Annotated in this window: 26 protein-coding genes and 1 tRNA gene; 7 read left to right on the forward strand and 20 right to left on the reverse strand. The window is 71.2% G+C overall.

All coding sequences use genetic code 11. The annotated features are described in order from the left end of the window. Positions 1 to 14 precede the first annotated feature (14 nt). Positions 15 to 971: a ubiquitin family protein gene (locus LN652_RS03130; RefSeq protein ID WP_230443248.1), complete on the forward strand. Its 957-nt coding sequence runs from the start codon at positions 15 to 17 to the stop codon at positions 969 to 971. Between the two features lie 177 nt (positions 972 to 1,148). On the opposite strand, the gene LN652_RS03135 is transcribed toward LN652_RS03130, so the two are convergent. After that, a complete protein-coding gene (locus LN652_RS03135; RefSeq protein ID WP_230443242.1) occupies positions 1,149 to 2,303 on the reverse strand; it encodes an IS30 family transposase in 1,155 nt (384 codons plus the stop codon). Positions 2,304 to 2,514: 211 nt separating this feature from the next. Next, a complete protein-coding gene (locus tag LN652_RS03140) occupies positions 2,515 to 3,426 on the reverse strand; it encodes a hypothetical protein (protein ID WP_230443249.1) in 912 nt (303 codons plus the stop codon). A gap of 236 nt (positions 3,427 to 3,662) precedes the next feature. On the opposite strand from LN652_RS03140, the gene LN652_RS03145 reads away from it, so the two are divergent. The 5 genes from LN652_RS03145 to LN652_RS03160 all read left to right on the forward strand — a co-directional run bounded on the left by LN652_RS03145 (position 3,663) and on the right by LN652_RS03160 (position 8,877). Then, positions 3,663 to 4,016: a hypothetical protein gene (locus LN652_RS03145; RefSeq protein WP_230443250.1), complete on the forward strand. Its 354-nt coding sequence runs from the start codon at positions 3,663 to 3,665 to the stop codon at positions 4,014 to 4,016. 3 nt (positions 4,017 to 4,019) lie between these two features. Beyond that, positions 4,020 to 5,651: a hypothetical protein gene (locus LN652_RS03150; protein WP_230443251.1), complete on the forward strand. Its 1,632-nt coding sequence runs from the start codon at positions 4,020 to 4,022 to the stop codon at positions 5,649 to 5,651. A 567-nt stretch (positions 5,652 to 6,218) separates the two neighbouring features. Continuing rightward, on the forward strand, positions 6,219 to 6,416 hold the full coding sequence (locus tag LN652_RS03155; protein WP_230443252.1) for a helix-turn-helix domain-containing protein: 198 nt from the start codon (positions 6,219 to 6,221) through the stop codon (positions 6,414 to 6,416). 978 nt (positions 6,417 to 7,394) lie between these two features. Beyond that, on the forward strand, positions 7,395 to 7,694 hold the full coding sequence (locus LN652_RS22125; protein ID WP_407941519.1) for a helix-turn-helix domain-containing protein: 300 nt from the start codon (positions 7,395 to 7,397) through the stop codon (positions 7,692 to 7,694). Positions 7,695 to 7,857: 163 nt separating this feature from the next. After that, on the forward strand, positions 7,858 to 8,877 hold the full coding sequence (locus LN652_RS03160; RefSeq protein WP_230443253.1) for a tyrosine-type recombinase/integrase: 1,020 nt from the start codon (positions 7,858 to 7,860) through the stop codon (positions 8,875 to 8,877). Positions 8,878 to 9,054: 177 nt separating this feature from the next. On the opposite strand, the gene LN652_RS03165 is transcribed toward LN652_RS03160, so the two are convergent. Continuing rightward, positions 9,055 to 9,128 (reverse strand) — tRNA-Pro (locus LN652_RS03165). Between the two features lie 187 nt (positions 9,129 to 9,315). On the opposite strand from LN652_RS03165, the gene LN652_RS03170 reads away from it, so the two are divergent. Further along, positions 9,316 to 9,987 carry a M23 family metallopeptidase gene (locus LN652_RS03170; RefSeq protein WP_230443254.1) on the forward strand — a complete coding sequence of 224 codons (672 nt, stop codon included), beginning with the start codon at positions 9,316 to 9,318 and terminating at the stop codon, positions 9,985 to 9,987. Between the two features lie 6 nt (positions 9,988 to 9,993). Here the strand turns inward: LN652_RS03170 and der are convergent, their stop codons facing one another. The 17 genes from der to LN652_RS03250 form a co-directional block, all read right to left on the reverse strand. Beyond that, positions 9,994 to 11,364 (reverse strand): ribosome biogenesis GTPase Der, encoded by a 1,371-nt coding sequence (der, locus tag LN652_RS03175; RefSeq protein WP_230443255.1) that lies wholly within the window; start codon positions 11,362 to 11,364, stop codon positions 9,994 to 9,996. Between the two features lie 6 nt (positions 11,365 to 11,370). Continuing rightward, complete coding sequence (locus tag LN652_RS03180; protein WP_230443256.1) at positions 11,371 to 12,120, reverse strand: lysophospholipid acyltransferase family protein; 750 nt, start codon at positions 12,118 to 12,120, stop codon at positions 11,371 to 11,373. Beyond that, a complete protein-coding gene (cmk, locus tag LN652_RS03185; protein WP_230443257.1) occupies positions 12,117 to 12,809 on the reverse strand; it encodes a (d)CMP kinase in 693 nt (230 codons plus the stop codon). The genes LN652_RS03180 and cmk overlap by 4 nt, the downstream gene beginning before the upstream one ends. Positions 12,810 to 12,820: 11 nt before the next feature. Then, positions 12,821 to 13,342, reverse strand: a complete 522-nt coding sequence (locus tag LN652_RS21845; RefSeq protein WP_329958484.1) for a prephenate dehydrogenase dimerization domain-containing protein — start codon at positions 13,340 to 13,342, stop codon at positions 12,821 to 12,823. Continuing rightward, positions 13,249 to 13,908: a prephenate dehydrogenase/arogenate dehydrogenase family protein gene (locus LN652_RS21995; protein ID WP_329958454.1), complete on the reverse strand. Its 660-nt coding sequence runs from the start codon at positions 13,906 to 13,908 to the stop codon at positions 13,249 to 13,251. The genes LN652_RS21845 and LN652_RS21995 overlap by 94 nt, the downstream gene beginning before the upstream one ends. Further along, positions 13,901 to 14,278 carry a chorismate mutase gene (aroH, locus tag LN652_RS03195; RefSeq protein ID WP_230443258.1) on the reverse strand — a complete coding sequence of 126 codons (378 nt, stop codon included), beginning with the start codon at positions 14,276 to 14,278 and terminating at the stop codon, positions 13,901 to 13,903. The genes LN652_RS21995 and aroH overlap by 8 nt, the downstream gene beginning before the upstream one ends. A 57-nt stretch (positions 14,279 to 14,335) precedes the next feature. Further along, positions 14,336 to 14,728: a VOC family protein gene (locus LN652_RS03200; RefSeq protein ID WP_230443259.1), complete on the reverse strand. Its 393-nt coding sequence runs from the start codon at positions 14,726 to 14,728 to the stop codon at positions 14,336 to 14,338. Positions 14,729 to 14,772: 44 nt separating this feature from the next. Beyond that, on the reverse strand, positions 14,773 to 15,627 hold the full coding sequence (locus tag LN652_RS03205) for a helix-turn-helix domain-containing protein (RefSeq protein ID WP_230443260.1): 855 nt from the start codon (positions 15,625 to 15,627) through the stop codon (positions 14,773 to 14,775). A 9-nt stretch (positions 15,628 to 15,636) separates the two neighbouring features. Next, a complete protein-coding gene (locus LN652_RS03210; protein ID WP_230443261.1) occupies positions 15,637 to 16,440 on the reverse strand; it encodes a pseudouridine synthase in 804 nt (267 codons plus the stop codon). Continuing rightward, a complete protein-coding gene (gene scpB, locus LN652_RS03215; RefSeq protein WP_230443262.1) occupies positions 16,437 to 17,183 on the reverse strand; it encodes an SMC-Scp complex subunit ScpB in 747 nt (248 codons plus the stop codon). Before scpB ends, LN652_RS03210 begins: the two co-directional genes overlap by 4 nt. Continuing rightward, entirely contained in the window at positions 17,180 to 18,046 is an 867-nt protein-coding gene (locus LN652_RS03220; protein WP_230443263.1) for a segregation and condensation protein A, read from the reverse strand. Before LN652_RS03220 ends, scpB begins: the two co-directional genes overlap by 4 nt. Then, the gene (locus LN652_RS03225; protein WP_407941543.1) at positions 18,043 to 18,375 is read right to left on the reverse strand and encodes a hypothetical protein; all 333 of its coding nucleotides are present in this window, start codon (positions 18,373 to 18,375) and stop codon (positions 18,043 to 18,045) included. Before LN652_RS03225 ends, LN652_RS03220 begins: the two co-directional genes overlap by 4 nt. A gap of 2 nt (positions 18,376 to 18,377) precedes the next feature. Beyond that, on the reverse strand, positions 18,378 to 19,277 hold the full coding sequence (locus LN652_RS03230) for a ParA family protein (protein ID WP_456238075.1): 900 nt from the start codon (positions 19,275 to 19,277) through the stop codon (positions 18,378 to 18,380). A 381-nt stretch (positions 19,278 to 19,658) separates the two neighbouring features. Continuing rightward, positions 19,659 to 22,280: a DEAD/DEAH box helicase gene (locus LN652_RS03235; protein WP_230443265.1), complete on the reverse strand. Its 2,622-nt coding sequence runs from the start codon at positions 22,278 to 22,280 to the stop codon at positions 19,659 to 19,661. A gap of 43 nt (positions 22,281 to 22,323) precedes the next feature. Further along, positions 22,324 to 23,256: a site-specific tyrosine recombinase XerD gene (gene xerD / locus LN652_RS03240; RefSeq protein WP_230443266.1), complete on the reverse strand. Its 933-nt coding sequence runs from the start codon at positions 23,254 to 23,256 to the stop codon at positions 22,324 to 22,326. Positions 23,257 to 23,263: 7 nt separating this feature from the next. Next, positions 23,264 to 24,379, reverse strand: coding sequence for an alanine dehydrogenase (gene ald, locus LN652_RS03245; protein WP_230443267.1), 1,116 nt, complete (start codon positions 24,377 to 24,379; stop codon positions 23,264 to 23,266). 81 nt (positions 24,380 to 24,460) lie between these two features. After that, complete coding sequence (locus tag LN652_RS03250; RefSeq protein ID WP_230443268.1) at positions 24,461 to 25,081, reverse strand: NUDIX domain-containing protein; 621 nt, start codon at positions 25,079 to 25,081, stop codon at positions 24,461 to 24,463. Positions 25,082 to 25,108 lie beyond the last annotated feature (27 nt).

Consider the following 25,108-nt stretch of genomic DNA (forward strand, 5'->3'; position numbering starts at 1 on the left):
AGACGTTGCGCGAGGTGCGCGACACGGTGGACGTGCCCCCGATCGACCGCGCCGACTTGGCCGCGAGGACGCGACGACTCCGTCGTCGTCGGCGATCGCTGCAGGCCGCTGCAGCTGGTGCGGCGCTCGCGGCGGTCGTGGGCGCGTTCGCGGTGCCGGGCCTCGTCGAGCAGCATGACAGCGTCGTGGCGACGGTGGTCCCCGACGACGGCGTCCCGGTCGTCCTCGACGAGCAGATCCAGCTCGTCCAGGCCAACGGCACGCCCGTGCCCACGGGACACGTCGGTACGCCGGTCGGCGTCGTCGACGGACAACTGGTGTGGTGGGGCGACGGGGTGCTGAGCGGCCCGGGTGACGTCCGCACCGACGGTGTGAGGGCGGCGTTCGCGACCGAGACGGGCGTGACCTACCAGGTCGACGACGGCACGATCCACGACGCGGCAGGTGGCGAACCCGTCGGGTCCGACGGAGAGCTCGTGGCGGCCGGAGCGGATGTCTTCGTGACCCAGCAGGACGGGGACCTGACGCTGCACGGCGACGACGGGCCCCGTGAGCTGGAGATCGGCAGTGACGGCTCGTCGGCGGCGGTGACCGCTGTAGAGGCCGGAGCCGGCACGGTCGTGGTCGCGGCCGGCAACGTCGTCAGCTTCTTCGACTCCGACGGTGCACGGACGGGCGGTTTCCTCGGCGGCGTGACCGGCGCCCTGTCGCCGGACGGTGTCTCCTACGCCTACGCGCCCAGTCGGAGCGAGCGGGCCCAGGGCATGCGCCCGGGTCTCGCCCTCTACGACATCGCCTCCGGCACCACGGAGCGCGTACAAATCAACGGCGCCGCGGTCGACCTCGCCTGGACCGGCGACGCCCTGGTCGTGCTCACCGAGCAAGGTGGGTCGCGCACGCTGACGCAGTGTCACGAAACCGCCTGCCGGGTCCTGCTCACCGACCCGACCGGGACGCTCGCACTGCGATAGCCACGCGGCCGCTTCTCAGCGAGACCGCCCGCGCCGGGCCGGGGTCCACCAGACCACTTCTACCGCACCCCGATCTGGCCGCCTGGACAACGGCGGAGCCCCTCATCTGATCGACACCAGAACGCGCTCGCCACGACTGAGCGGACAACGTCCGGACATCGGTGCGGGCTCAGGCGGTCAACGCAACACCTCGGCTAGTGCTTGTGATGGTGTCTTGAAGCCGAGGGTCTGTCGAGGTCGGTCGTTGAGCTCGAGTGCGATCGCGTCGAGGTCGTCTTGGGTGAGGGTCCGGAAGTCGAGCCTGCGCGGTAGGTACTGGCGCAGCAGCCCGTTGGTGTTCTCGTTGCTGCCGCGCTGCCAGGGCGACTTGGGATCACAGAAGTAAACCTGGATCCCGGTCTGATGGGTGAACCGTTTGTGCTCAGCCATCTCGTGGCCTTGGTCCCAGGTCAGCGACCGTGCCAGATGGTCGGGCAGGTGCCGCACCGCGGCTGCCAAAGCGTCAGCGACAGCGTCGGCTTTGTGGTTTCCGCCGGGCAGGCCGACGAGCAACAGGTAGCGGGTCGATCGCTCGACCAGGGTGGCGACCGGACTCATGCCGCGGCCGAAGACGAGGTCGCCTTCCCAATGGCCAGGCACGGCCCGGTCCTTGGCTTCAGCGGGTCGCTCGCTGATGCTCACGATCCCGGGACGGCCGCCACGACCGTCCGGCAGCCGGGTGCCGTGCGAGCGGCGGATGACCCGGCCGGTGCGCAGGTAGGCGGTGAGCTCCTTGCGCAGCGCGCCACGTGACTGCACGAACAGCGTGCGGTAGATGCTCTCGTGCGACACGTGCATCCCTGGGTCGTCGGGGTAGGTCAGCTTCAGCCAGCCGGCAATCTGCTGGGGCGACCAGCGGCGTTGCAGCTTCTCGGCCACGATGCCAGCCAGCACCGGGTTCGTGGCCAGCTTGCACACCTTCGGACGGGTCGACCTGGCCCATGCGGCCTGGTCAGCCACCGTGGCTCGATACCGGTGACGACCACCATTGCCGGCCACCTCGCGGCTGATCGTTGACGGTGAGCGACCCAGCCCTGCAGCGATCACCCGCAACGACCGTCCGGCAGCCAGACCGCGGCTGATCTCTTCACGCTCTTCCAAGCTCAGGTGACTCGCCCCGCGATGGCGCGGGTCAGGCCTGATCCCGCCGCACCGGATCAGATAGCTGCGCACCGTGCTGGTCGACAGCCCGAGCGCTCGAGCTGTCGGCTTGACCGAATGCCCGGACCGCAGCCGCTCCCAGATCTTGTCGATGTCGGCAGGCGACAACCGTTGATAGCTCTGACGTGCCATCGCGACCTCCTTGAATCAGGAAGTGTTGCGACAACCTATTGAGAGCACCGGCAGATCCGGTCGTTCGGGCGCGTACAGCCCCCCTCGTGAGCCGCGACAACCGCTCCTGACCCTTGCCTACCCTGATCGGGTCGGCGAAGCAGGCAGTGCCGCAATTAGCGCAAACCGGGTCGGCGAACCCAAACCACGCGTCTCGGACCTCTCGGGTGAGCTACTCAGTGCGTACGACGTACAGACGAGGTCGATCGAAGGCATCCCCCGAACGTGCCACGCTGGTCGGTGATGCGGTCTCGACGGGGTGTGACCGATCGGGCCCTTTCGAGTGGCCACCCCGTGGGGGACTCTCGTGCAGATCCTGGCTGCGCGCGGCCGCGCTGCGGACCACCTCCGCCTGCGACGCGGCTCTCCGTGATGCCTCCCGGCGCGCAGCGGGCACGACATAGCTGAGAAGCACCAGCATTCCGGCTGCCAGACCACTCCCTGCACGGTCGTGGGTAAGCCAGTCGACCACGCAGACGGTCCCGACCACGACCCGTAAGTGCCACGCCGCACGGCACAGCGACCATCCGACCACTCTCCTCAGCACCGGGCCCAGACAGATAGCCAGTGCTCGGACGGGCAGCGTCATGAACCACCCACGCACAGCGCCCCGCTGCGCGGTGAACTTGTGCTCGACTCGACTTCGCGCCGCCTCCCCCGCAACCGCCGCCACAGCGAACTGTCCTGTGAACAGCCCCTGCAGCACGAACGGCGAGACCACGACCGAGGTCCGGCCCGCGTGCGCGACCGACGCGCCACGAGAGCGTGCGGATCGCCTCACCAGCAGACGCGGATGGCCAACAGCCACTTCGCCTGGATCCACCGCCTCCGCCAGCGACTCCACGTGCGACCAGATCCTGAACTCATCGGGCGATGCTGACCGCGACCCGGTCACCACTCGCGCGACCAACGTCTCGACGCGACCGGAGGCAGGCAGAGCCATCGCCGCCACAAGAACCACCACAACCGGCAGTGCGACCGCATCGGGCAACGCTGCCAGGACGACCATGTAGATCGCCAGTCCTGCCATCGCTGAGGGGCCGTTCAGCACCAAGCGCAGCAGTCGATCCGGGACCCGGTTCATGTCGACTCCTCCTCTTCCAGCGCGCCTGGGTAGTTGCTCCTGCGAACCTCCAGGCGGTCAAACCCCTGAGTAGGACTGCACGCACCGCCCGAGCTGTGTCCCTAGGTGCGCATGACCAGTGTGGATACGTCGGCGGTACGTCATGGAGTTATCCACAGGCGCCCTAATCGGTCGTCGCATCGCACAGGCTCGCAGCGATCACCCCGGACCGAGTTCCTTCCCCGGAGCCTGTCGGCATGACCACCCAGCACACCGGAGTCGACCCCCGACACCGTGCGATCGGCGAGATCGTCGCCCTGCTCGACCACGCCTACGAACAGACCAGGACCAGTTCGCAGTTCGACCCGACCCGCATGGATCTCGGCCTGGGCATCTACCTCGTCCGCGCTCAAGCGTGTCACGCGCTGGCCCCCGGTCAGTCCGTCCACGAGTCCCAGCGCGGCGGCGAGGCCAGCGTGCCCAGCCTGCTCCGGACGGCCGAGCACCTCACACGCGACCTACGACTAGGACCAAACGCCATACCCAATGTCTCCGACTTCGTCGTCGCGCTCTGCGACCTCATCCGCGACGCCGACCGCGTCGCCTGGTGAGACATGACAGACCCGGCAAATGACCCGACGACCGCCCCGCGGCAGTGGGCGTACGACGGTGACGATGTCGAGTTGTTTCACACTGACGCTTTCACCCACGTATCCGACCAGCGGAGCGTCGGCGAACTGCTCTTCGACGTCGACCGGCACGCCCGCGTCCTGCTGATGGACGTATGCGAACACGACGCGGCACCACTCCTGCACGCCTGGCCCACGCTGATCTCCGCGGCCGGCAGCATGTGGCACGCCCTGCCCGCGCCCCTCCCACAGCCCCTCCCCCAACCCATGTCGCCACCACCCGCTGAAATTCGTCGAGCAGAACCTCCGACCTCGTGCATGGACCGCCTCGACGTGATCGGCACCGGCGTCTCCCGCCGACTCACCACCAAACGCTGGCCCGGGCCGACCGCGCCGGATGGGCGCCTCCTCGAGATGGCGGACACGCTCTCGCGCGCCGCTGACCTCACTCGACGCTTCGGCTACCACGGTCCGCTCTCACCGGCGGGACGGGACGACCTCGAAGCAGCACGAGCGCGGCTCCTTCATGCTGTCTACGTGACGACCCACGCCGTCTCGGTCGCGCTGCTCCAGTTCGGACGTACACGTCACGATCTGGCCGCTGCCACACCACGCCCCCTGGCCTCTCCCAACGAACGCATTCCCTACGCCGTCGCGCCGACCACGGAATGGGTGCGTCGTATCGGCGCTGCCGAATCCGCGGCGGCCAGCTACGTCAACCGACGACAGTTCGCACCTCTGCTCAACAAAGAGCATCGCGCCGACCCCGCATCGGCGAGTCGCCTGAATCTGGCCCTGGCCCGCTGGGACATCGAAGCCCATCGAGGGCTGGCCGGACACAGCTGGCCTAAGAACATCGTCCTGGTCGTTCGCACCCAAGCGTTCATCGCCGGATCGGCGCTGACACTTCTGGACGCCGCTGCCGCACACGAACAGGGCTACGTCCCGAGCCGACTCGTCGAGGCCGTTGCTCAGTCCGGTGCCGCCTGGACCGACCTCGGCGGACGGTGGGACGACCTCACCCCCGCGCACACGCACCCGGCCGACGCGCTCCTGCTCGCGGCGGGCGAACTCCGAGCCGCTGCACGCGAGCTCACCCAGGACGGCGCCGGACGCGCCACCCCCCACACGATCCGTACGCGTCCGGGAGCTGCCGAGGGCCTCCACGCCCTTCTGGCAGCCATGCGTCATGGCGACGAACTCGCCCACGTCGTCGACGAAAGGAGCGCGGCCCCCGGGCTGTCGGGCCACGCTCGAGTCATGTCCCACCGCGCCCAGAACGACATCGCCGCAGGAAGAGTCCCCATCGCGGTGGACAGCAACATCGCATGGGTGTCGCCCCTCGACATCCACGCCGGACGAACCGTGCCCGCCCCAGTCCCCGTCATCGCCGCGCTCAAGGCCTCGAGCCACACTGCCGTGCAAGCCGCGACCGCCGCCGGAGCGATCACCACCGCCACAGCAGACGTCGTCCTGTGGCCCGTTCCCGACGACCCAGCACGAGAGAACTTGTCGAGGCAGCGGCAACCCCACCTGGCCGGCAAGGCTCGAACGACGTCAGTCCGTCCGTCTGGGAGTGTCACCACTCGCAGTACGGGCACGTCGCCACCCCGCTGACTGAGACCGCATCCATCTCACGCCTGCTCGCCCACTCGCGCATGCCAGGTAGCGGCAATCCGCGCGACGGGACTGATGGTCAGTTCGCCTGAGATTGGCCACGGCTTGTCCTGTGGAGAGACGACTGGCCCTTAGCCTTCAGGCCTACTGTCCTGTCCATGGACAACTCCGAGCCCTGCGCCACGTGCGGATCGCCTGTCATCATCGCTCGTACGGTAGCCGCCGACACGGTCGATGAGGCCGGACCGCGCACGCTGATGCAACGGACCTGCACCGGCGACAGGTGTCCCACCAACGCTCGAGGGCGCAGCATCGGCGAGACAGTCTGAGGCACAGAAGAGCGATCCGGCAGCGCACCCGATAGGCGTACTCAGTCGGTCCCGGAGACGCGCCCACCCGATGACCTCACCGGACCGTCGAACCCACATAGGTCTCCATGACCAGCCAGGTGCTCAGCGGATTGGGAGAGCCCACAGTCCACGCCGCGGGGCAAACTCCGCTCTCGCCCGCCGTGCTGGACTCCCGCGGCTTGATGAGCGCGGCTGAGAAGGCGTGGGGATGTAAATGATGCGGACGACCAAGCAGCTACCCGTGTACGTGAGCCTCGATGAGGCTGCCCAGATCATGTCGCTCTCCACTCGGACCATTCGTCGTCGCATCAGCGACGGCACCATCCCGGCCTACCAGTGCGGCACCCGGCCGATCCGCATTCGCCTGGACGAGCTCGAGGCTGCCCTACGACCCATCCCCGCCGTCCGCCGCTGACACCATGAGCGGTTTCGCGTCTCGCCGACCTGACCGGTCGAGCGCCGAGGGTGAGCCGTTGATCGCTTGAGGGTGTGCCGCGCACATCGTCCGGTTAGAACTGACCTGCTGGCCGCGGTCTTCCGGGGGGTCGATCGCGGCAGGGCACCGTCGGCGCGTGCGTACCGACGGTGCCAACAGCGTTCCGCAGCCGGAGTGCCAACGCGGCCGATGCGGACCTCCGGCCCACGCCGTACGCCTGCGACCACCCACACTCGTTCGGTCGGCCGGCCGAATCGTTGCGACGATGTCCGACCGTCGGTCGGCTGTCATTTCACCGGTGCCGTGCGCTCGGATCCTCGTGCGATGACGCGCGCAGATCGCACCCGATCTGGCACGTACATGGCACGGGGCCGATTCCCATTTCGGAAATCGGCCCCTGACCTGCGGTTACTCGGGTGGGCGATACTGGGTTCGAACCAGTAACTCTTTTCGTCAAGCCGCCTCCGGCTCCAAGACGACCGGCCACGAGTTGTCCTCAGCTCTCGACTGCCGCCTACATCCGCGGCGGCACCCGACCACGTGTCTCAACCTTGGTTCGGTCGGTGCCTGCGGACAACCCGAGTAGCAAGGTGGGGCGGAGAGGACATCGACTCCAGCCTCGGTGCTGACGAACCTGCGCCCCGGATCTCCACAAGTCGGCCAGCATGACGACTTATCCACAGTTGCGTGCGAGCGCAGCGGCCCCGTCGGAACACCTAGGTGATCATCAGGTCCTACCAACACACAGCAGCGCATCAGCAGGCCTTGAGCAGTGCGACAAAGACGAGCGGTGCTGAGAAGGGTCACATCCATGCGCAACACCCGGCCAAGTTCTTACGCCACGACCGAGAATCTGACCCTCGGCGCGGGGTCATCATCATGATCCGCGCAAGAACGGTTCGGTCAGTCGGGCCCGCCACGACGGCTTCATCCGAATCGATAGTTGCCCCTGCCACCATGAGCATCACGGAGGCGGCGACCTACCTCGGCATCTCGAAAGCGACTCTGTACACCTGGCGCACACGCCGGCCCGGGTTTGGCCCGCGGGCCGTTAAGGCTGGGGGCGCATTGCGGTACCGCCAATCGGACCTCGAAACATGGATCGAGGAGCACGCCGAGACACTTAACGCCGGCTCGACGACTACCAGCGCCAACGCCGACGACTCAGGACGCGCGGCACCCGATCCTACGGCTACTCCGGGGTTCAGGCGTTCACGTCCGCGCTACAGGCACCCGCGCGCCTCAGCTGAACGATGAAACGGTGGCTCGTCCTCCTCTCCCCATCGGGACGTACGGAAGCATCTCAACGGAGTTGGTGCGTCCCGGGGTCTACCGTGCCCACACCCGATTCCGCGACCTCGACGGTGTCACGCGGCGCGTCAAAGCGACTGGGCGCACGGCAGCCGCTGCGACACGAGAGTTGAAAGCAAAGATCGCTGAGCGAAGCGCCCCAACCGGTGACCTGATCGGGCCCGAGATGCGCGTCAGCCAGGTGGGCGAGACGTGGCTATCGCTCTACCGCGCCGAGCAGCGATCTGAAGCGACGACGGCCAACGAGTACCAGCGCATCCTCGACAACGTCATCAACCCTGCGATTGGCAGCATCCGGCTGCGCGAGGCGACAGCTGGCCGCCTCGAGCGACTGCTCAGGTCGCAGCCGACACCGAGCCGCCGGAAGAAGACGAAGACGGTCCTCAAGATGATGCTCGACGCGGCCGTCATCGACGGTGCCATCCCGGCCAACCCCGTCACGTCGACGTCACGTCTCCGCGGTAGCCACAACGAAGTGCAGGCGCTGTCGGTACAGGATCTCGGCACTGTCCGCTCTGCCGTCGACGCGTGGATGTCCCAGGAGCGCCCTGGACCGAAACCGACCAACGACATTGCGGACATCATCGACATGTTGCTGGCAACCGGTTGCCGGATCGGCGAAGTACTTGCGCTGAGGTGGACCGATATCGACCTGTCCGCAAACCCGCCGACCGCCTCGATCAGCGGAACCATCAAGACCGAGACCGGCAAGGGCACCTACCGAAAGGCCAAGCCGAAGTCCGACGCCTCCAAGCGCACACTCGCGCTGCCACCATTCGCAGTTGCCGTCCTGACGAGGCGACGCGTCGAGCAGCCGGCGAACGATCGCGACGCGGTTTTCGCGACCCGCAACGGCACTTGGCACCAGGTCGGCAACATCGAACGTCGGTGGCGCATCATCCGCGCAGACACCGGCCTCGAGTGGGTCACGCCCCACACCTTCCGTAAGACCGTGGCCACGTTGATCGACCGCACGGTCGACTCCGAGACCGCGGCCCGGGTGCTCGGGCACTCCTCCGCGGACATCACCAGGGAGTACTACATCGTCAAGGACCGGTCGACCCCTGACGTCACGGCCCTATTGCAGGGCTTCGCCGGTGGTACAACGCCCGTCGAATCACCCAAATGACGTCCTCGACAGGCACTCAAGCTCAATGCGCCGAGAGGCAACACGACCCAGCGGGTGACAGCAAAACAAGCAGGTTCGGAAAGGGTTTCCGTCCCATAAACGTCCCATCTCGGTATCTGGTTCAAGAACGACGAAGCCCCTGACCCGCGTTTTCGCAGGTCAGGGGCTTCATTTCGGTCGGGCTGACAGGATTTGAACCTGCGACCCCCTGACCCCCAGTCAGGTGCGCTACCAAGCTGCGCTACAGCCCGAGTGCTCCCGGCGCGAGGCCGGCGGAGCGAGGGGAACACTACCGCAGGACCAACGGCCCCGTTGAATCGACCCGCGGATGGTCCGTACGGGCCGCTTCGGTGCGCCCGACCGGGCCATTTCGGGCAGATCCCCGGACGTCCCCGACACCCCGCCCGAGCATGGATGCTCCACCCCCTGGAGGACTCCGTGCCAGCCATCCCCCGTCCGGCCGGCCTGCTGCTCGCTGTCGTCGCCGTGACGGCAGGCCTGTCGCTCGCCGCTCCCCGCGCCCACGCCGCGCCGGAGTCGAGCGTGCGGGAGGAGACGAGCCGGTCGGAGACCACGCTGCTCGAGCGACGCCTCCGCGAGCGGCAGCGGTCGCTGGCCGCGCTCAACCGCCGCGCCGACGCCCGCGACCGGGCCCTGCTCGGGCGGCAGCGGGTCCTCGCGACGTACGGGTGGACCGGCGATCCCGACCAGGTGGCGGCGGTGCTGCCGCTCGCGTCCTACTCGCTGTCCGCGGGCTTCGGCCTGACCGGGCCGCTGTGGGAGGCCGAGCACGGCGGTCAGGACTTCGGCGCGGCGACCGGCGAGCCGATCGTCGCCGTCGCTGCCGGCACCGTGACCGAGGTGGCGGACGCGGGTCCCTACGGGCTGCGGACCGTCGTCACGCTCCCGGACGGCACCGAGGTCTGGTACTGCCACCAGAGCGCGACCGACGTCTCGGTCGGCCAGGCGGTCGACGCCGCTGACCCGATCGGCGCCGTCGGCGACAGCGGCAACGCCACCGGGCCGCACCTGCACCTGGAGGTACGCCCCGACGGCGGCTCGCCGATCGACCCCTACGACTGGCTCGTCGAGGCCGGCGTCACACCCTGACGTCGCTCAGCGCTTGCGCTTCTCGCGGGGCTTCTGCTCGATCACGATCGGCGTGCCGACGAAGCCGAACTCCTCGCGCAGGCGGCGCTCGATGTAGCGCTCGTAGGCCGCGTCCAGCTTGCCGCTGGTGAACAGCACGAAGGTGGGCGGCGCGGTCGAGGGCTGCGTCGCGAACAGGATCTTCGGCTGCTTGCCGCTGCGCACCGGGTGCGGGTGCTCGGACACCAGGCGACCGAGGAACGTGTTGAGCGCACCGGTGCCGATGCGCGTCTCCCAGCCCTCGAGCGCCTTGTCGATCGCCGGCACGAGCCGGTCGACGTGCCAGCCGGTGCGGGCCGTGAAGTTGATCCGCGGCGCCCACTGCAGCTGCACGAGGTCGCGCTCGATCTCGCGCTCGAGGTAGTAGCGGCGCTCCTCGTCGACGAGGTCCCACTTGTTGAACGCGATCACCATCGCGCGACCGGCGTCGCGGATCGTCTGGATGATCCGCATGTCCTGCTCGGAGACGGTCTGGCTGGCGTCGAGGACCAGGACGGCCACCTCGGCGCGGTCGATCGCGGTCGTGGTGCGCAGCGAGGCGTAGTACTCGTGGCCCGACGCCTGGTTGACCCGCTTGCGGATGCCGGCGGTGTCGATGAAGCGCCAGGTGCGGTCGCCGAGCTGGATCAGCTCGTCGACCGGGTCGACGGTCGTGCCGGAGGCGTCGTCGACGACGACGCGGTCCTCCTTGGCGAGCATGTTGAGCAGCGACGACTTGCCGACGTTGGGCTTGCCGACGATCGCGATCCGCCGCGGGCCGCCGACCTCCTCGAAGGTCTCGGCCGGGGTCTCCGGCAGCGCCGCGAGGATCGCGTCCAGCATGTCGCCGGAGCCGCGTCCGTGCAGGGCGGAGACCGCGTACGGCTCGCCGAGCCCGAGGTTCCACAGGCCGTACGCCTCCGCCTCGGTGCGCTGGTCGTCGACCTTGTTGGCGGCGAGCACGACGGGCTTGCCGGACTTGCGCAGGATCCGCACCACGGCCTCGTCGGCGTCGGTGATCCCGACGGTCGCGTCGACCACGAAGAGCACCGCGTCGGCCAGCGACACCGCGACCTCGGCCTGGCCGGCGATCCGCTCCGCGAGGCCACGGGCGTCGGGGTCCCAGCCGCCGGTGTCGACCACGGTGAAGACGCGCCCGTTCCAGTTGGCGTCGTAGGAGACACGGTCGCGGGTCACACCGGGCCGGTCCTCCACGACGGCCTCGCGGCGACCGATGATCCGGTTGACCAGCGTCGACTTGCCGACGTTGGGGCGGCCCACGACCGCGAGGACCGGGGCGGGCCCGGCGGGGTCGGTCGGGTCCGCGGACTCGACGCTGGTGGCGTCGTACTCACTCATGCGTGCTCACAGCTCTCTGGGGTGCTCGACGAGCCCGGTGTCGGGGTCGTCCTCGGATTGTCCCGCAGGAAGGGGCCCGGGCAAGGATCGCCGCGTCCGCGAGAGGGCGCCGTCCTGCTCGGACAGCATGTGTCCCCGCAACAACACCGACGTCGCGGCCACGTGTTCCCGCGTGCGCGGCCACGGCTGCTGTGCCGTGCGCCACGCCTCGCCGAGCACGAGGTCGATCGGCTCGCCGCGGGGTGGGAGCGCGTTGCTGCCGCCGCCGGGCGGCCGGGTGCCGATCATCGTGACCGGCACGACGGGGGCTCCGGTCACCAGCGCGAGGTAGGCCGCACCGTGGTGGAACCGGTCCAGCCGACCAGCGCCGCGGGTGCCCTCGGGGAAGATGCCCACGACTCCCCCGTCGCGCACCACCCGCAGGCACGAGCGGATGGCGGCCGGGTCGGGGTGGAACCGGTCGAGGGGCACCTGGCCGGCCCCGCGCAGGAAGCCGCCGAGCCGCCCGGAGAACATCTCCTGCTTGGTCAGGGCGTGCACCGGCCGCGGGGCGAAGATCGCCAGCAGCGGCCCGTCGATCGCGCCGACGTGGTTGGCCGCCAGGATCGCGCCTCCCCGGGCGGGCAGGTGCTCCGCGCCGTGCACCCGCACCGGCCAACGCCGTCGCAGCAGCCACGCCGACAGCGGGCGCAGCCCGTGCAGCATCCGGGTGGGAGGGTGCTCCGCGCTGCTCGCCGGCAGGTCCGCGGCGCTCACGCGTCCTCGTGGGTCGCCTGCGTGGCCAGCCCCACGATGCGGTCGATGACCTCGACCAGGGTGAGGTGCGTGCTGTCCACGTGGACGGCGCCCTCGGCCATGGTCAGTGGCGCGGTGGCCCGGCCCGAGTCGATCCGGTCGCGCTCGAGCAGCGACTGCTGCGTCGTGGCCAGGTCCGAGCCACCCTCCTCCGCGGCGCGCCGGGCGGCGCGGGCGTCGGGGTCGGCGCTCAGGTAGACCTTGACCTCGGCCTGCGGCCACACGACCGAGCCGATGTCGCGCCCCTCGACGACGATGCCGCCCGCACCGATCGCCTCGCGCTGGAGGTCGAGCAGCCGGCTGCGGACGGCGGGGACGGCGCTGACCGGGCTGACCGCGGCGTTGACCTCGTCGGTGCGGATCTCCACCGAGACGTCCATGCCGTCGACCGTGATCGTCGGGGCGAGCGGGTCGGTGCCCGACTCGATGCGGGGCCTGCCCGCGGCCGCTGCCACCGCGGCGGCGTCGTGGACGTCGACGCCCTCGCGCAGCAGCCACCAGGTCATCGCGCGGAACATCGCGCCCGTGTCGAGGTAGCGCAGGCCCAGCCGGTCGGCGACGCCGCGCGACGTGCTGGACTTCCCCGAGCCCGAGGTGCCGTCGACGGCGACGACGAGATGGGCGGTGGGGCTGGTCTCGGCGCTGCTCACGGGCGAGAAGGTTACCGGTGGGTGGTCCACCCGCGGGATTCGAGAGCCTCCAGCAGGTGCTCGGCGCGCCCCTCCTCCACCACCAGCTCCGTGAGACCCACGGGTCGTCCGGGGTCGTGGTCGATGTGGACGTCCTCGATGTTGACGCCGACCTCACCGGCGTCGCCGAACAGCCGCGCCAGCTCGCCCGGGTGGTCGGGCACCGAGACGAACACCGACCGGGTCGGCCGCACCGGCCCGCCGTGCTTGCCGGGGATGGCCGCCGTGCCCGCGTTGCCGCGCGCCAGGATCGCGGTCAGGTCGTCGGAGCCCGGCACCGCGACGGCGCCGATGAGCGCCTCGAGGTCGGCGCGCACCTCGCCGAGCACGTCCAGCACCGCGGACGCGTTGGCGCCCAGGATCTCCAGCCAGAGCGCCGGGTCGCTCGCGGCCACCCGGGTCACGTCCCGCACGCCCTGCCCCGACAGCGCGAGGTGGGCGGCGGGGGCGTCGGCGAGCCGGCCGGCGACCAGGACGGCCGCGAGGTGCGGCAGGTGGGACGTACGCGCGACGGCGCGGTCGTGGTCGGCCGGGGACAGCCGGGTCGGGACCGCGCCGCACAGCCGCGCGAGCGCCTCGACCGCGTCGGCGGCCGCGGGGCGGACCGCTCGTGCGGCGTGACCGCCCACGGACGGCCGTCGAACAGCGCCGCGCTCGCCGCCAGGGGGCCGGACCGCTCGCTGCCGGCCATCGGGTGCCCGCCGACATAGCGCTCGAGGTCGTCCTCACCGCTCGCGCGCAGCGCCGCCAGCGGCGCCTCCTTGACGCTCCCGACGTCGGTGACGACCGCCTCCGGGTGGGTGTCGAGCGCGGCCCGGATGCTCACCGCGAGGTGCTGCGGCGGCGTCGCCACCACCACGAGCCGCGGCCGGTCGCCCTCCAGCACCGGGCGGCCCGCCCCGAGCCCCGACGCGGTGCGCAGGTGCTCCGACGACACGTCGTCGAGCAGCACGTCCACCCCGGCGCGGCGGCAGGCGAGCGCCAGGGACGTGCCCAGCAGGCCCGTGCCGACGACGAGGACCGGCCCCGGGACCTCCCCCGGACCGGCCGGCTCAGTCATGGCTGGTGGTGCGGGTCAGGTCCCGGCGCAGGTTGGCCGCGCCGTGCAGGTAGACGTGGGTGACGTCCGCGCGCGGCAGGTCGGTCTCGACGTGGGCCATCAGCCTCACCACGCGGGGCATCGAGCCCTCGATCTCCAGCTCGCGGGCACACACCAGCGGCACGTCCGAGAAGCCGAGCTGGCGCGCGGCGTAGGCCGGGAACTCGCTGGTGAGGTCGCTGGTGGCGGTGAAGATGATCGAGATGAAGTCGTCGACCTCGAGGTCGTTGGCGGCCATCACGTCCGTGACGAGCTCGGCGACCCGGTCGAGCATGTGCTCGCGCGTGTCCTCGTCGAGCTGGGTGGCCCCTCGCACTGCCCGTACTGCCATGGCAGAACCCTAGGCCAGCCGGCCACCCGGTCCGAGGTGGTGTCTCGCCTGCCGTGCTCAGGCCGGCTGGTAGTCCCCGAAGGACCAGTGGTTGCCCTCCGGGTCGAGGACGCTGCCGCCGCGCCCGCCGTAGTCGTGGTCCTCCATCGGCCGCACGACGGTCGCGCCCGCCGCCACCGCGGCGGCGAAGACCGCGTCCGGGTCGGGTGTGACCAGGTACGCCGCTGCGGGTCCGGTGCCGGCGATGGCCGCGTCGGGCCGGTCCGAGCCGAACATGATGCCGCCGCCGCCGGGCCACGCCCACTCGGCGTGCACCACGATCCGCGCGTCCTGATCGTCGCGGTAGGTGGCGTGCTCGGTGAAGCCGACGGCGGCCAGCCAGGCCGTCATGGCGTCGGCGTCGCGGACGGAGAACGTGTGCCAGAGGGTGGTGCGGGAGACGTCGGTCATCGGTCGCTGCTCCTCGTGTCGTCGCCGGAGGGTTCCGGCGGTCCTCACCCTTCCTCGGGCGCGAGGGCCACGGCTTGGACGTTCGGGAACTCCCGCCTCGCCCACTCGGTCGGGCTGCACCCGGCGAGGGCGTGCCACTCCCGCGCGAGGTGCGCCTGGTCGGCGTAGCCCGACGCGGCGGCGACGGACGCGACCGTGCCCTCGCCGGTGAGCACGACCGTGCGCATCCGCCGGTGGGCGTCGGCGAACCGCGCCAGGCGCTGCAGCTGCTTCGGCGTGACGCCCACCTCGTCACGCACGAGGGTCGAGAGGCGACGCCTGCTGAAGCCGACGTCCTGTGCCGTGTCGTCGACCCGTGCGCCGCGGGTGAGCATCGCCATCGCCCGCGCCACCTCCGGTCGGGGACCGGGCCCTGCGTGCCGCCGGAGCGCCTCGACCAGCGTCGCCTCGACCAGGTGCAGCCGCTCGCCCCACGACGTCGCGACCGCGAGCCGCTCCGGCAGGTCCGCCCAGGCGCGGTCCACCTCGTGCACGTCGAGCAGGCTCCCCGACAGCGCGGCGGCCGGCACGCCCCACAGGGCGCGGGCGCCCGCCGGGGTCAGCGCCAGCTGGATGCCGCGCTGGCGCGGTCCGTGGTGGATGTGCGCCGCGCGGGTGTGCAGCCCGGACACCGAGGCCCAGACGGTGGTGCGCGAGGACGGGTCGCCGTCCCACGACACGTCCAGCGGGTCGTCGAGCGGCAGCACGAACGTGAGCTCCGTGGACGGCATCCCGAGGTGCACCCCCGACGACGCCGCGTGGCGGACGTCGTAGGCCGTCATCGAGACGACGTACGGCGTCAGCGCCGGGTGGACGGGAGCTATCCAGCCACCGTACGCGCGCCCGGGGCGGCGCTCCACGGACCCCGCTCAGAGGTGGGCGTCGTCCATCAGTCCGCCGAGCTCGGCGACGGTGAGCTCGCGCATCTCGCCCGAGCGGAGCCGGGCGAGGGTGACCGGCCCGATCTCGGTGCGGGTGAGCCGGCGCACCGGGTGGCCGACGTGGTCGAGCAGCCGCCGCACGATCCGGTTGCGGCCCTCGTGGATGGTGAGCTCGACGATCGACCGCTTGCTGCCCTCGCGACGAGGGTCGCCGCCCAGGACCCGCGCACGGGTCACCGTGACGGGACCGTCCTCGAGCGTGACGCCGGCGAGCAGCTCGCGCACGGTGCGGACGTGGACCTCCCCGTCCACCTCGGCGACGTAGGTCTTGTCGACCTCGTGGGAGGGGTGGGCGAGGTGCTGGGCGAAGTCGCCGTCGTTGGTGAGGATGATCAGGCCCTCGGTGTCGGTGTCGAGCCGGCCGACGTGGAACAGCCGCTCGGGCCGGTCCGCGACCAGGTCGCCGAGCGTGCGCCGTCCCTCGGGGTCCGACATCGTCGACACCACGCCGCGCGGCTTGTTGAGCACCAGGTAGACCTTGTCGCTGATCGGCGGCAGCCGCTTGCCCTCGACCCGGATCACCGCGGTGCGCGGGTCGACCTTGGTGCCGAGCCGGGAGACGACCTCGCCGTCGACCTCCACGAGCCCGTCGAGCATCAGCTCCTCGCACTTGCGGCGGCTCGCCACGCCCGACTGGGCCAGCAGCTTTTGCAGCCGGATCAGGCCGTCGGCGTCGGTGTCGGGCCGCTGGGAGGCGGGCTGGTCGTTGTCGGGGGCGTCGTGCGGCTTCATGAGATCTCCGTCCCGCCGTCGGGCTCCGTGCCGGAGCCGCTGTGCGAGGAGGGGTGGTGGGTGGGGGTGGGTGCGGGCTCGGCGACCGGCTCGGCCGGAGCCGGGCTGCCGGGGTCGGGGGGCGGCGAGTCGAGACCGGCGACGCTGGCCAGCTCGTCCTCGAGGTCCTCCATGTCGGGGAGGTACGGCGCGAGCTCGGGCAGCTCGTCGAGCGAGGTGACGCCGATCCGCTCGAGGAAGTAGGAGGTGGTCCGGTAGAGGTGGGCGCCGCTGTGCTCGTCCTGCCCGGCCTCCTCGACGAGGCCGCGGCTGAGCAGCGTACGCATCACGCCGTCGACGTTGACGCCGCGGATCGCCGACACCCTGGCCCGCGACACCGGCTGCTGGTAGGCCACGACCGACAGCGTCTCCAGCGCGGCCTGGGTGAGGCGTGCCTGCTGACCGTCGAGCACGAACGACTCGACCACCGCGGCGAGCTCGGGGCGGGAGTAGAACCGCCAGCCGTTGCCGACCTGGCGCAGGTCGAACCCGCGACCCTGCGCGGTGTACTCGGCGGCGAGCTCCTGCAGCGCGGCCTCGACGTCGGCGACGGGGTGCCCGACGACCGACGCGAGCCGCACCCGGTCGAGCGGCTCGTCGGTGACCATCAAGATCGCCTCGAGCGCCGGTCGCAGCTCGACGACCGCGACGTCGAGGGTGTCGGGCTCCGCGGGCTCACCCACGGGATCCGGCTGGTCGCTCACTGCTCCTCCTCGGGGGCGTCCGCCTCGGGCGCCCCGCCCTCATCATCGTCCGCCGGCGGGGCACCGTCGAACTCGTCGTGGATGTCGACGTCGCCGTCCTCGGCGCCGGTCCAGCGGACCGTGAGCTCGCCGAGGGGCGTCACCTGGTCGAAGGCGACGGCTCCCTCGCGGAACAGCTCGAGCAGTGACAGGAACCGCGCCACGGTGGTGAGCCGGTCCGGCGAGTCACCGCAGAGCGCGCGGAACGTCAGGGTGCCGCTGCGGCGGAGCCGGTCGACGACGAGCTGCGCCTGCTCGCGCACGCTCACCTTGGCGGCGTGGATGTGCTGCAGCGAGACCTCCACCACCGGCTTGGGCTCCATGGCCCGGGCCGCGAGCTGGGCGAACTGCTCGAGCCCCACGCCGATCAGCACCTCGGGCAGCAGCGTCGCGAAGCGCTCCTCGAGGCCCACGGCACGGGGGTGGCGCAGCGCCTCCGCGGCGAGGCGCCGCTCCAGCACCGCGGCGACCTGCTTGTAGGCGCGGTACTGCATGAGCCGCGCGAAGAGCAGGTCGCGGGCCTCGAGCAGCGCGAGGTCGTCCTCGTCCTCCACGTCGCCCTGCGGCAGCAGCCGCGCCGCCTTGAGGTCGAGCAGGGTGGCGGCGACGACGAGGAACGACGTGGTCTGCTCGAGGTCCCAGGTGTCGCCGAGCGCCTTGACGTGGGCGATGAACTCGTCGGTGACCTGGGAGAGCGCGACCTCGGTGATGTCGAGCTTGTGCTTGGCGATGAGCCCCAGCAGCAGGTCGAAGGGGCCCTCGAAGTTGTCGAGACGGACGGCGAACGCGGGCGCCTCGGTCGCCTGGTCGGCGGGTGCGCTCACTCGTCGAGGAGCCGCTGCACCAGGGGGCTGTCGACGCCCTGCGCCTCGAGGTCGGCGAGCACGAGGGCGAGCGCCTCGCGCACCAGCCGCCCGCGGTCGACCGCGAGGCCGTGCTCGCGACGCAGGGTCAGTCGGGCGTGCTCGATGTCGAGCAGCTCGTCGGCGGTGACGTAGACGGTCATCTTCTCGTCGTGGCGCACCCGGCCGCTGGGGCGTCGCGGCCCGGGCTCGGTCTCCTCGACGACCGCGCGCACCCGTCGAGGGCCCTGCTCGGCCGGGGCCGGCGAAGCCGGGGAGGTCGGCCGGAACAGGTCGTCCGCGGCCGGCATGCTCACTCGGCGGGCCACCGGGTGAGCACCTCCCTCGCGAGCTGGCGGTAGGCGTCGGCGCCGGTCGACGACGACGCGTAGGACGTGATCGGCTCGCCCGCGACGGTGGCGTCGGAGAACTTCACGGTCCGGCGGATGACGGTGTGGAAGACCTTGTCGCCCCAGGCCGAGACGAGCCGCTCCATCACCTCGCGGCTGTGCAGCGTACGGCCGTCGAACATGGTGCCGAGGACGCCGTCGATCTCCAGCTTGGGGTTGAGCCGCTCGCGCACCTTGTCGATGGTGGTCTTGAGCAGCGCCACGCCGCGCAGCGCGAAGTACTCGCACTCGAGCGGGACGATGACGCCGTCGGAGGCGGTGAGCGCGTTGACCGTCAGCAGGCCGAGCGAGGGCTGGCAGTCGATGAGGATGATGTCGTAGTGCTCCAGCGCCGGCGCGAGGACGCGCTGGAGGGTCTGCTCGCGGGCCACCTCGTGCACGAGCTGGACCTCGGCCGCGGAGAGGTCGATGTTGGAGGGCAGCAGGTCCATGCCCTCGATGCCGGACGGGACGACGACCTCGTCGACGGCCACCTCGCGGTCCATCAGCAGGTTGTAGATGGTGAGGTCCATCTCGTGGGGGTTGAGCCCCAGGCCCACCGACAGGGAGCCCTGGGGGTCGAAGTCGACGAGCAGCACCCGGCGGCCGAACTCGGCGAGCGAGGCGCCGAGGTTGATCGTGGTGGTGGTCTTGCCGACGCCGCCCTTCTGGTTGCACATCGAGATCACCCGCGCGCCGCCGTGCTCGCGCACCGCCACCGGCTCCGGGAACACCGGCATCGGCCGGCCGGTGGGGCCCATCGGCACGTCGGCCGCCGGCACCTCCTCGACCAGGGGGCGTTCGAACGGGATGGGCTGCGTCACGGTGTGCTCGTCTCGGGGGGAAGGACCCGGCTGGTGGCCGGCGGAGGTGGCGGGGCTGGTGCGGGCGCCGGGTTGCGGTGGTCGGACCAGCGGCGGCATCTGCGCCGCGTTGCTCCCGACGTCACCCGAACCCGGGAATCCGGCACCGCTCATGTCCGCTCCTCACGCATCGACGTCTGCTCCGATTGGACCACGCCCGGCACCCGGGACTTTGTCGACACGTCGACAGTTCCGAGAACGCCTTCGCGCGACTCTAGGACCACCCCCGCGGCACCTCCAACACCGACCCGTGGTCCCACAGGCAGGGGCGGTGTGCTGTGCACGGAGGCACGGTCCCGTGCACAGGGACCGGCCGGGCTGTGGACGAACCTGTGCAGGGCGTCAGCCGCCGAGGCGACGTACCGCGACGGTCGCCAGGACCAGCTCGCCGGAGGCGTCGGTGGCGTCGCAGTCGACGACCGCCTCGATCACCCAGTCGTGGTCGCCCTCGGGGTCGTGGAGGGTCTGGCGCACGTCGCGCAGGCGGGCCTCGGTGCCCTCCTCGGCGCCGACCGGCTCGCCGGTGCGCTCCTCCCCCACCACCAGCAGGTCGGGGCCGCGTGCGTCGGCGTCGGTGAGCACGCGGTCGTGCTCGGCGTAGTAGTCCTCGAGCGCGGCGTCCCACACCGAGCGGCCCACGACGACCTCGCGCGGCGGGTCGGTGCGGTCGGCCGCGGCCCGCTCGAGGCGTACGAGGGTGTTGAGGTCGTCGCGCGCGACCGCCTCCACCCGGGCCCACATCGCGTTGCGCACCATCACGCGGAACGGCCGGTCCTGGCGCGAGAGCGGGCGCGGCGGCGGAGGAGGCTCGTGGTGCGAGACGGCGCTCGAGGCGTGGTCGGGGTCCGACAGCGCCTCCCACTCGTCGAGCAGCGAGGAGTCGGTCTGGCGGACCGTCTCCCCCAGCCACTCGATGACGTCCTCCACCTCGGGCGCCCGGTGCGCCTCCGGCACCGTCTGGCGCAGCGTGCGGTAGGCGTCGGTGAGGTAGCGCAGGACCAGTCCCTCCGACCGGGCCAGCTGGTAGCGCGAGACGAAGTCGGTGAAGCCCATCCCGTTCTCCCACATCTCCCGCACCACCGACTTCGGCCCGAGGGCGTCGTCCGGCAGCCAGGGGTGGGTCTGGCGGTAGGTCTCGTAGAGCGCCTCGAGCAGCTCGCGCAGCGGCTGCGGCCAGGTGATCTCCTCGAGCAGCGCCATCCGCTCGTCGTACTCGAGCCCGTCGGCCTTCATCTCCCCGATCGCGTCGCCGCGGGCGGCGTGCTGCTGGGCCATGAGGATCTGGCGCGGCGCCTCGAGGACCGCCTCCACGACCGAGACCACGTCGAGGCCGTAGGTCTCCGACTCCGGGTCGAGGACGTCGAAGGCCGCCAGCGCGAAGTGGGCGAGCGGCTGGTTGAGGGCGAAGTCGTCCGGCAGCGCCTCGGTCAGCACGAACCGGCGGCCGTGCTCGTCCGGCTCGTCGAGGCGGGTGACGATGCCGGTGCGCAGCAGCGAGCGCGACAGTCGCAGCGCCCGCCGCGCGAGCCGGACCCGTCCGCGGGCGTCCTCGTGGTTGTCGGTGGTGAGCCGGCGCAGCACCGCGACGGCGTCCTCCTCGCGCGACAGCACGTTGATCAGCATCGCGTTGTCGACCTTCATCCGGCTGACCAGCCGCTCGGGCACGCCCGCCACCAGCTTGTCGAAGGTCTGCTCGGTCCACACGACCGTGCCCTCGGGGGCCTTCTTGAGCTGCGCCTTCGACTTCTTCTTCCCCGCGGCCTGGCGCGCGGCGATCTTGGCCTTCTGCTGCTCGTTCTCGATGACGAACTCCGGCGCCTGCACCACGACGTAGCCGGCCGTGTCGTAGCCGGCGCGGCCGGCACGACCCGCGATCTGCTGGAACTCGCGGGTGCGCAGCACCCGCTGGCGGTTGCCGTCGAACTTCGCGAGACCGGTGAACAGCACGGTGCGGATCGGGACGTTGATCCCGACACCGAGCGTGTCGGTGCCGCAGATGACCCGGAGCAGTCCGGCCTGCGCGAGGGTCTCGACGAGCCGGCGGTACTTCGGCAGCATGCCCGCGTGGTGGACGCCGATGCCGTTGCGGACCATCCGGGAGAGCGTCTTGCCGAAGCCCGCGCCGAAGCGGAACGCACCGATCCGCTCGGCGATCGCATCCTTGTCGACCGTGAGGCCCCCGCCGGCCGAGACCAGTCTCGACTTCAGCAGGTTCGTGGCGTGCTCGACCGCCGCCGCCTGGGTGAAGTGCACGACGTAGACCGGGGCCTGGCCGGTGGTCACGAGCTCCTCGAGCGTGTCGTCCAGCGGCTCCATCGACCAGCGGAAGCTCAGCGGCACCGGGCGCTCGGCGTCGTCGACCACCGCCGTGTCCCGACCGGTCCGGCGCAGCAGGTCCTCGACGAAGAACGAGACGTCACCGAGCGTGGCCGACATCAGCAGGAACTGGGCGTCCACCAGCTCGAGCAGCGGCACCTGCCAGGCCCAGCCGCGGTCGCCCTCGGAGTAGAAGTGGAACTCGTCCATGACCACCAGGCCGACGTCGGCCGACCGGCCCTCGCGCAGCGCGATGTTGGCGAGCACCTCGGCGGTGCAGCAGATGATCGGCGCGTCCGGGTTGACGGCCGCGTCGCCGGTGAGCATGCCGACGTTGTCGGCGCCGAAGACCTCGATCAGCGCGAAGAACTTCTCGCTCACCAGCGCCTTGATCGGGGCGGTGTAGAAGCTCACCTCGTCGCGCGCGAGGGCAGCGGCGTGCGCGCCGATCGCGACCATCGACTTCCCCGACCCGGTCGGGGTGGCCAGCACGACGTGGTTGCCCCCGAGCAGCTCGATGACCGCCTCGTCCTGGTGGGGGTAGAGCGGGACGCCACGGTCGGCCGCCCACCGGCTGAAGGCGTCGTAGACGTCGTCGGGGTCCGTCCCGGCCGGCACGAGCGTGTCGAGGCGTACGCGGTCCGGCATGCACCGATCCAACCACCCGGCTCCCGGGCCGGCGAAGCCGCCGTCAGTCCCGCGCCCGCGGGTGCGCGGTCGCGAACACCTCGCGCAGGTTGTCGACCGTGACCAGCGTGTAGACCTGCGTGGTGGTCACCGACGCGTGGCCGAGCAGCTCCTGCACCACCCGGACGTCCGCGCCGCCGTCGAGCAGGTGGGTCGCGAAGGAGTGCCGCAGCGTGTGCGGCGACACCGACGCCGTCACCCCCGCCCGCTCCGCCGCCTTGACCAGCACCGCCCACGCGCTCTGCCGCGACAGTCGCCCGCCGCGGGAGTTGAGGAACATCGCCGGACCGCCGCGACCGGTGCCGACCAGCTCGGGCCGGCCCCGCGTGAGGTACGCCGCGACCGCGTCGCGGGCGTAGCCCCCGACCGGTACCAGCCGCTCCTTGCCGCCCTTGCCGCGCAGCAGGACGGTGCCGTCGACGGTGTCGAGGTCGTCGACGTCGAGCCCGACGGCCTCGGAGATCCGCGCGCCGGTGCCGTAGAGGACCTCCAGCAGCGCCCGGTCGCGCAGCGCCAGCACCGTCTCCGGCGCGCCGGCGGCCTCCAGGATCGCCTCGACGTCCGACAGCGGCAGTGCCTTCGGGAGCCGCTTGGTCGGCGACGGTGGCTTCACCGCGGCCGCCGGGTCGGCGACGGCCAGCCCGTCGGACACCGCGAACCTGTGGAAGCCGCGGACCGCGACGACCGTGCGCGCCGCCGAGGTCGCGCTCAGCGGCGGGTGCCCGTCGCTGCCCTCGCGCAGGCTCACCAGGAACGCCGTCACCGTCGCCTCGGTGACGGCGTCCAGGTCGTCGACGCCCTGCCCGGCCAGGAACTCCTGGTAGCGAGACAGGTCGCGGCGGTAGGAGCTGAGGGTGTTGGCCGCCAGGCCGCGCTCGACCGCGAGGTGGTCGAGGTAGGTCCTGGCGGCTCGTCCCGGTGTCGCCCCCGCGCTCACCCCGGGATCATCCCAGGACGCTGTCCAGGTCGACCGACTCGATGCCGACGGCCGCGCCGACGGGCGCGTTGGTGAGGTGGCCGTCGTGGGTGTTGAGGCCGAGCGCGAGGCTGCGGTCGTCGCGCAGCGCCTGCTGCCAGCCCTTGTCCGCCAGCGCGACGGCGTAGGGCAGCGTGGCGTTGGTCAGGGCGTAGGTCGAGGTGTTCGGCACCGCACCCGGCATGTTCGCCACGCAGTAGAACACCGAGTCGTGGACCTCGTAGGTCGGGTCGTCGTGGGTCGTGGCGTGCGAGTCCTCGAAGCAGCCGCCCTGGTCGATGGCGATGTCGACGAGCACCGATCCCGGCTTCATCCGCGAGACCAGGTCGTTGGTGACCAGCTTGGGCGCGGCCGCGCCGGGGATCAGCACGGCGCCGATGACCATGTCGGCCTCCATCACCTGCTGCTCGATCGCGAGCTTGGAGGAGGCGAGACCGTGGACGCGGTTGTTGTAGCGCCAGAACGACATCCGGAGCTTGTCGAGGTCGGTGTCGAGCAGCGTCACGTCGGCGCCCATGCCGAGCGCGATGTTCGCGGCGTTCTGGCCCGAGACGCCGGCGCCGATGATGACGACCTTGGCGTTGGCCACGCCGCCGACACCGCCCATGAGGACGCCGCGGCCGCCGTTGGCCTTCATCAGCGAGTACGCGCCGACCTGCGGGGCGAGGCAGCCCGCGACCTCGGACATCGGGTAGAGCAGCGGGAGACCGCCGGAGGGCAGCTGGACGGTCTCGTAGGCGATGCCGGTGACCTTGCGGGCGATGAGCTCCTCGGTCAGCGGCTTGTCGGCGGCGAGGTGGAGGTAGGTGAAGAGGGTCTGGCCCTCCCGCATCCGGGCGTACTCCTCCGCGACCGGCTCCTTGACCTTCAGGACCATGTCGGCGGTGCCCCACACGTCGTCCGCGGTGTCGAGCATCGTGGCGCCCGCCGCGACGTACTCCTCGTCCGGGATCTGCGAGCCCACACCGGCGGACTTCTCGATCACGACCTCGTGGCCGTGCTGGACCAGCTCGTGCACACCGATCGGGGTCAGGGCCACGCGGTACTCGCGGTTCTTGACTTCCTTCGGGACTCCGACCTTCATCTGCCTTGCTCCTCAGGGATCAGAGAGGGGCCACGGGTGTGGCTCGCCTCACAGCGGGAGCGAGACTACTCCGGATCGCGCTCACCCGGCGTCGAGGGTCCCGCGCTGCCGGTGCACCTCGTAGGCGAGCACGGCCTGGACCAGCGGGCCCTGCCGGACCCGGCCCTCGAGCACCGCGTCGAGGAGCTCTGCGAACGGCACCCAGAAGCGTTCCATCTCCGCCTCCTCGTGCCGCATCTCGAAGTCGCCGCGGGGCGCGTGGCTGAGCCCGCGGGCCAGGAAGATCTCGTGCACCTCCTCGCTGACGCCCGCGCTGGCGTACGTGCTGAGCAGCCGCCGCCAGCGCGACGCCTCGAGCTCGACCTCCTCGCGCAGCTCGCGCGCCGCGGTCTCCACCGCGGGCTCGTCGCCCGCGTCGCGCAGGCCTGCCGGCAGCTCGACGAACTCGTGGGTGGTGGTGTGGCGGTACTGGCGCAGGCACATCACCCGCTCGTCGTCGTCGACGGCCAGCACCACGACCGCGCCCGGGTGCTCGAGGCTGATCCGGCTGAACTGCTCGGGGTGGCCGGGCCGGGTGATCACGTCCTCGCGCAGCGCGACGACCCAGTCGTCGCGGTGCAGGTCCCGGGTGGAGACCACCGGCCAGGACATCGGCCGGTCGGAGAGCTCGTCGACGGGAGGTCCAGCGCTCGGGTCAGTCATGCCCCGCACGCTAGCGCGGCCCGCGGA

Origin of the sequence: Nocardioides okcheonensis (genome assembly GCF_020991065.1) — a bacterium.
In the GTDB taxonomy this organism is placed as follows: domain Bacteria; phylum Actinomycetota; class Actinomycetes; order Propionibacteriales; family Nocardioidaceae; genus Nocardioides; species Nocardioides okcheonensis.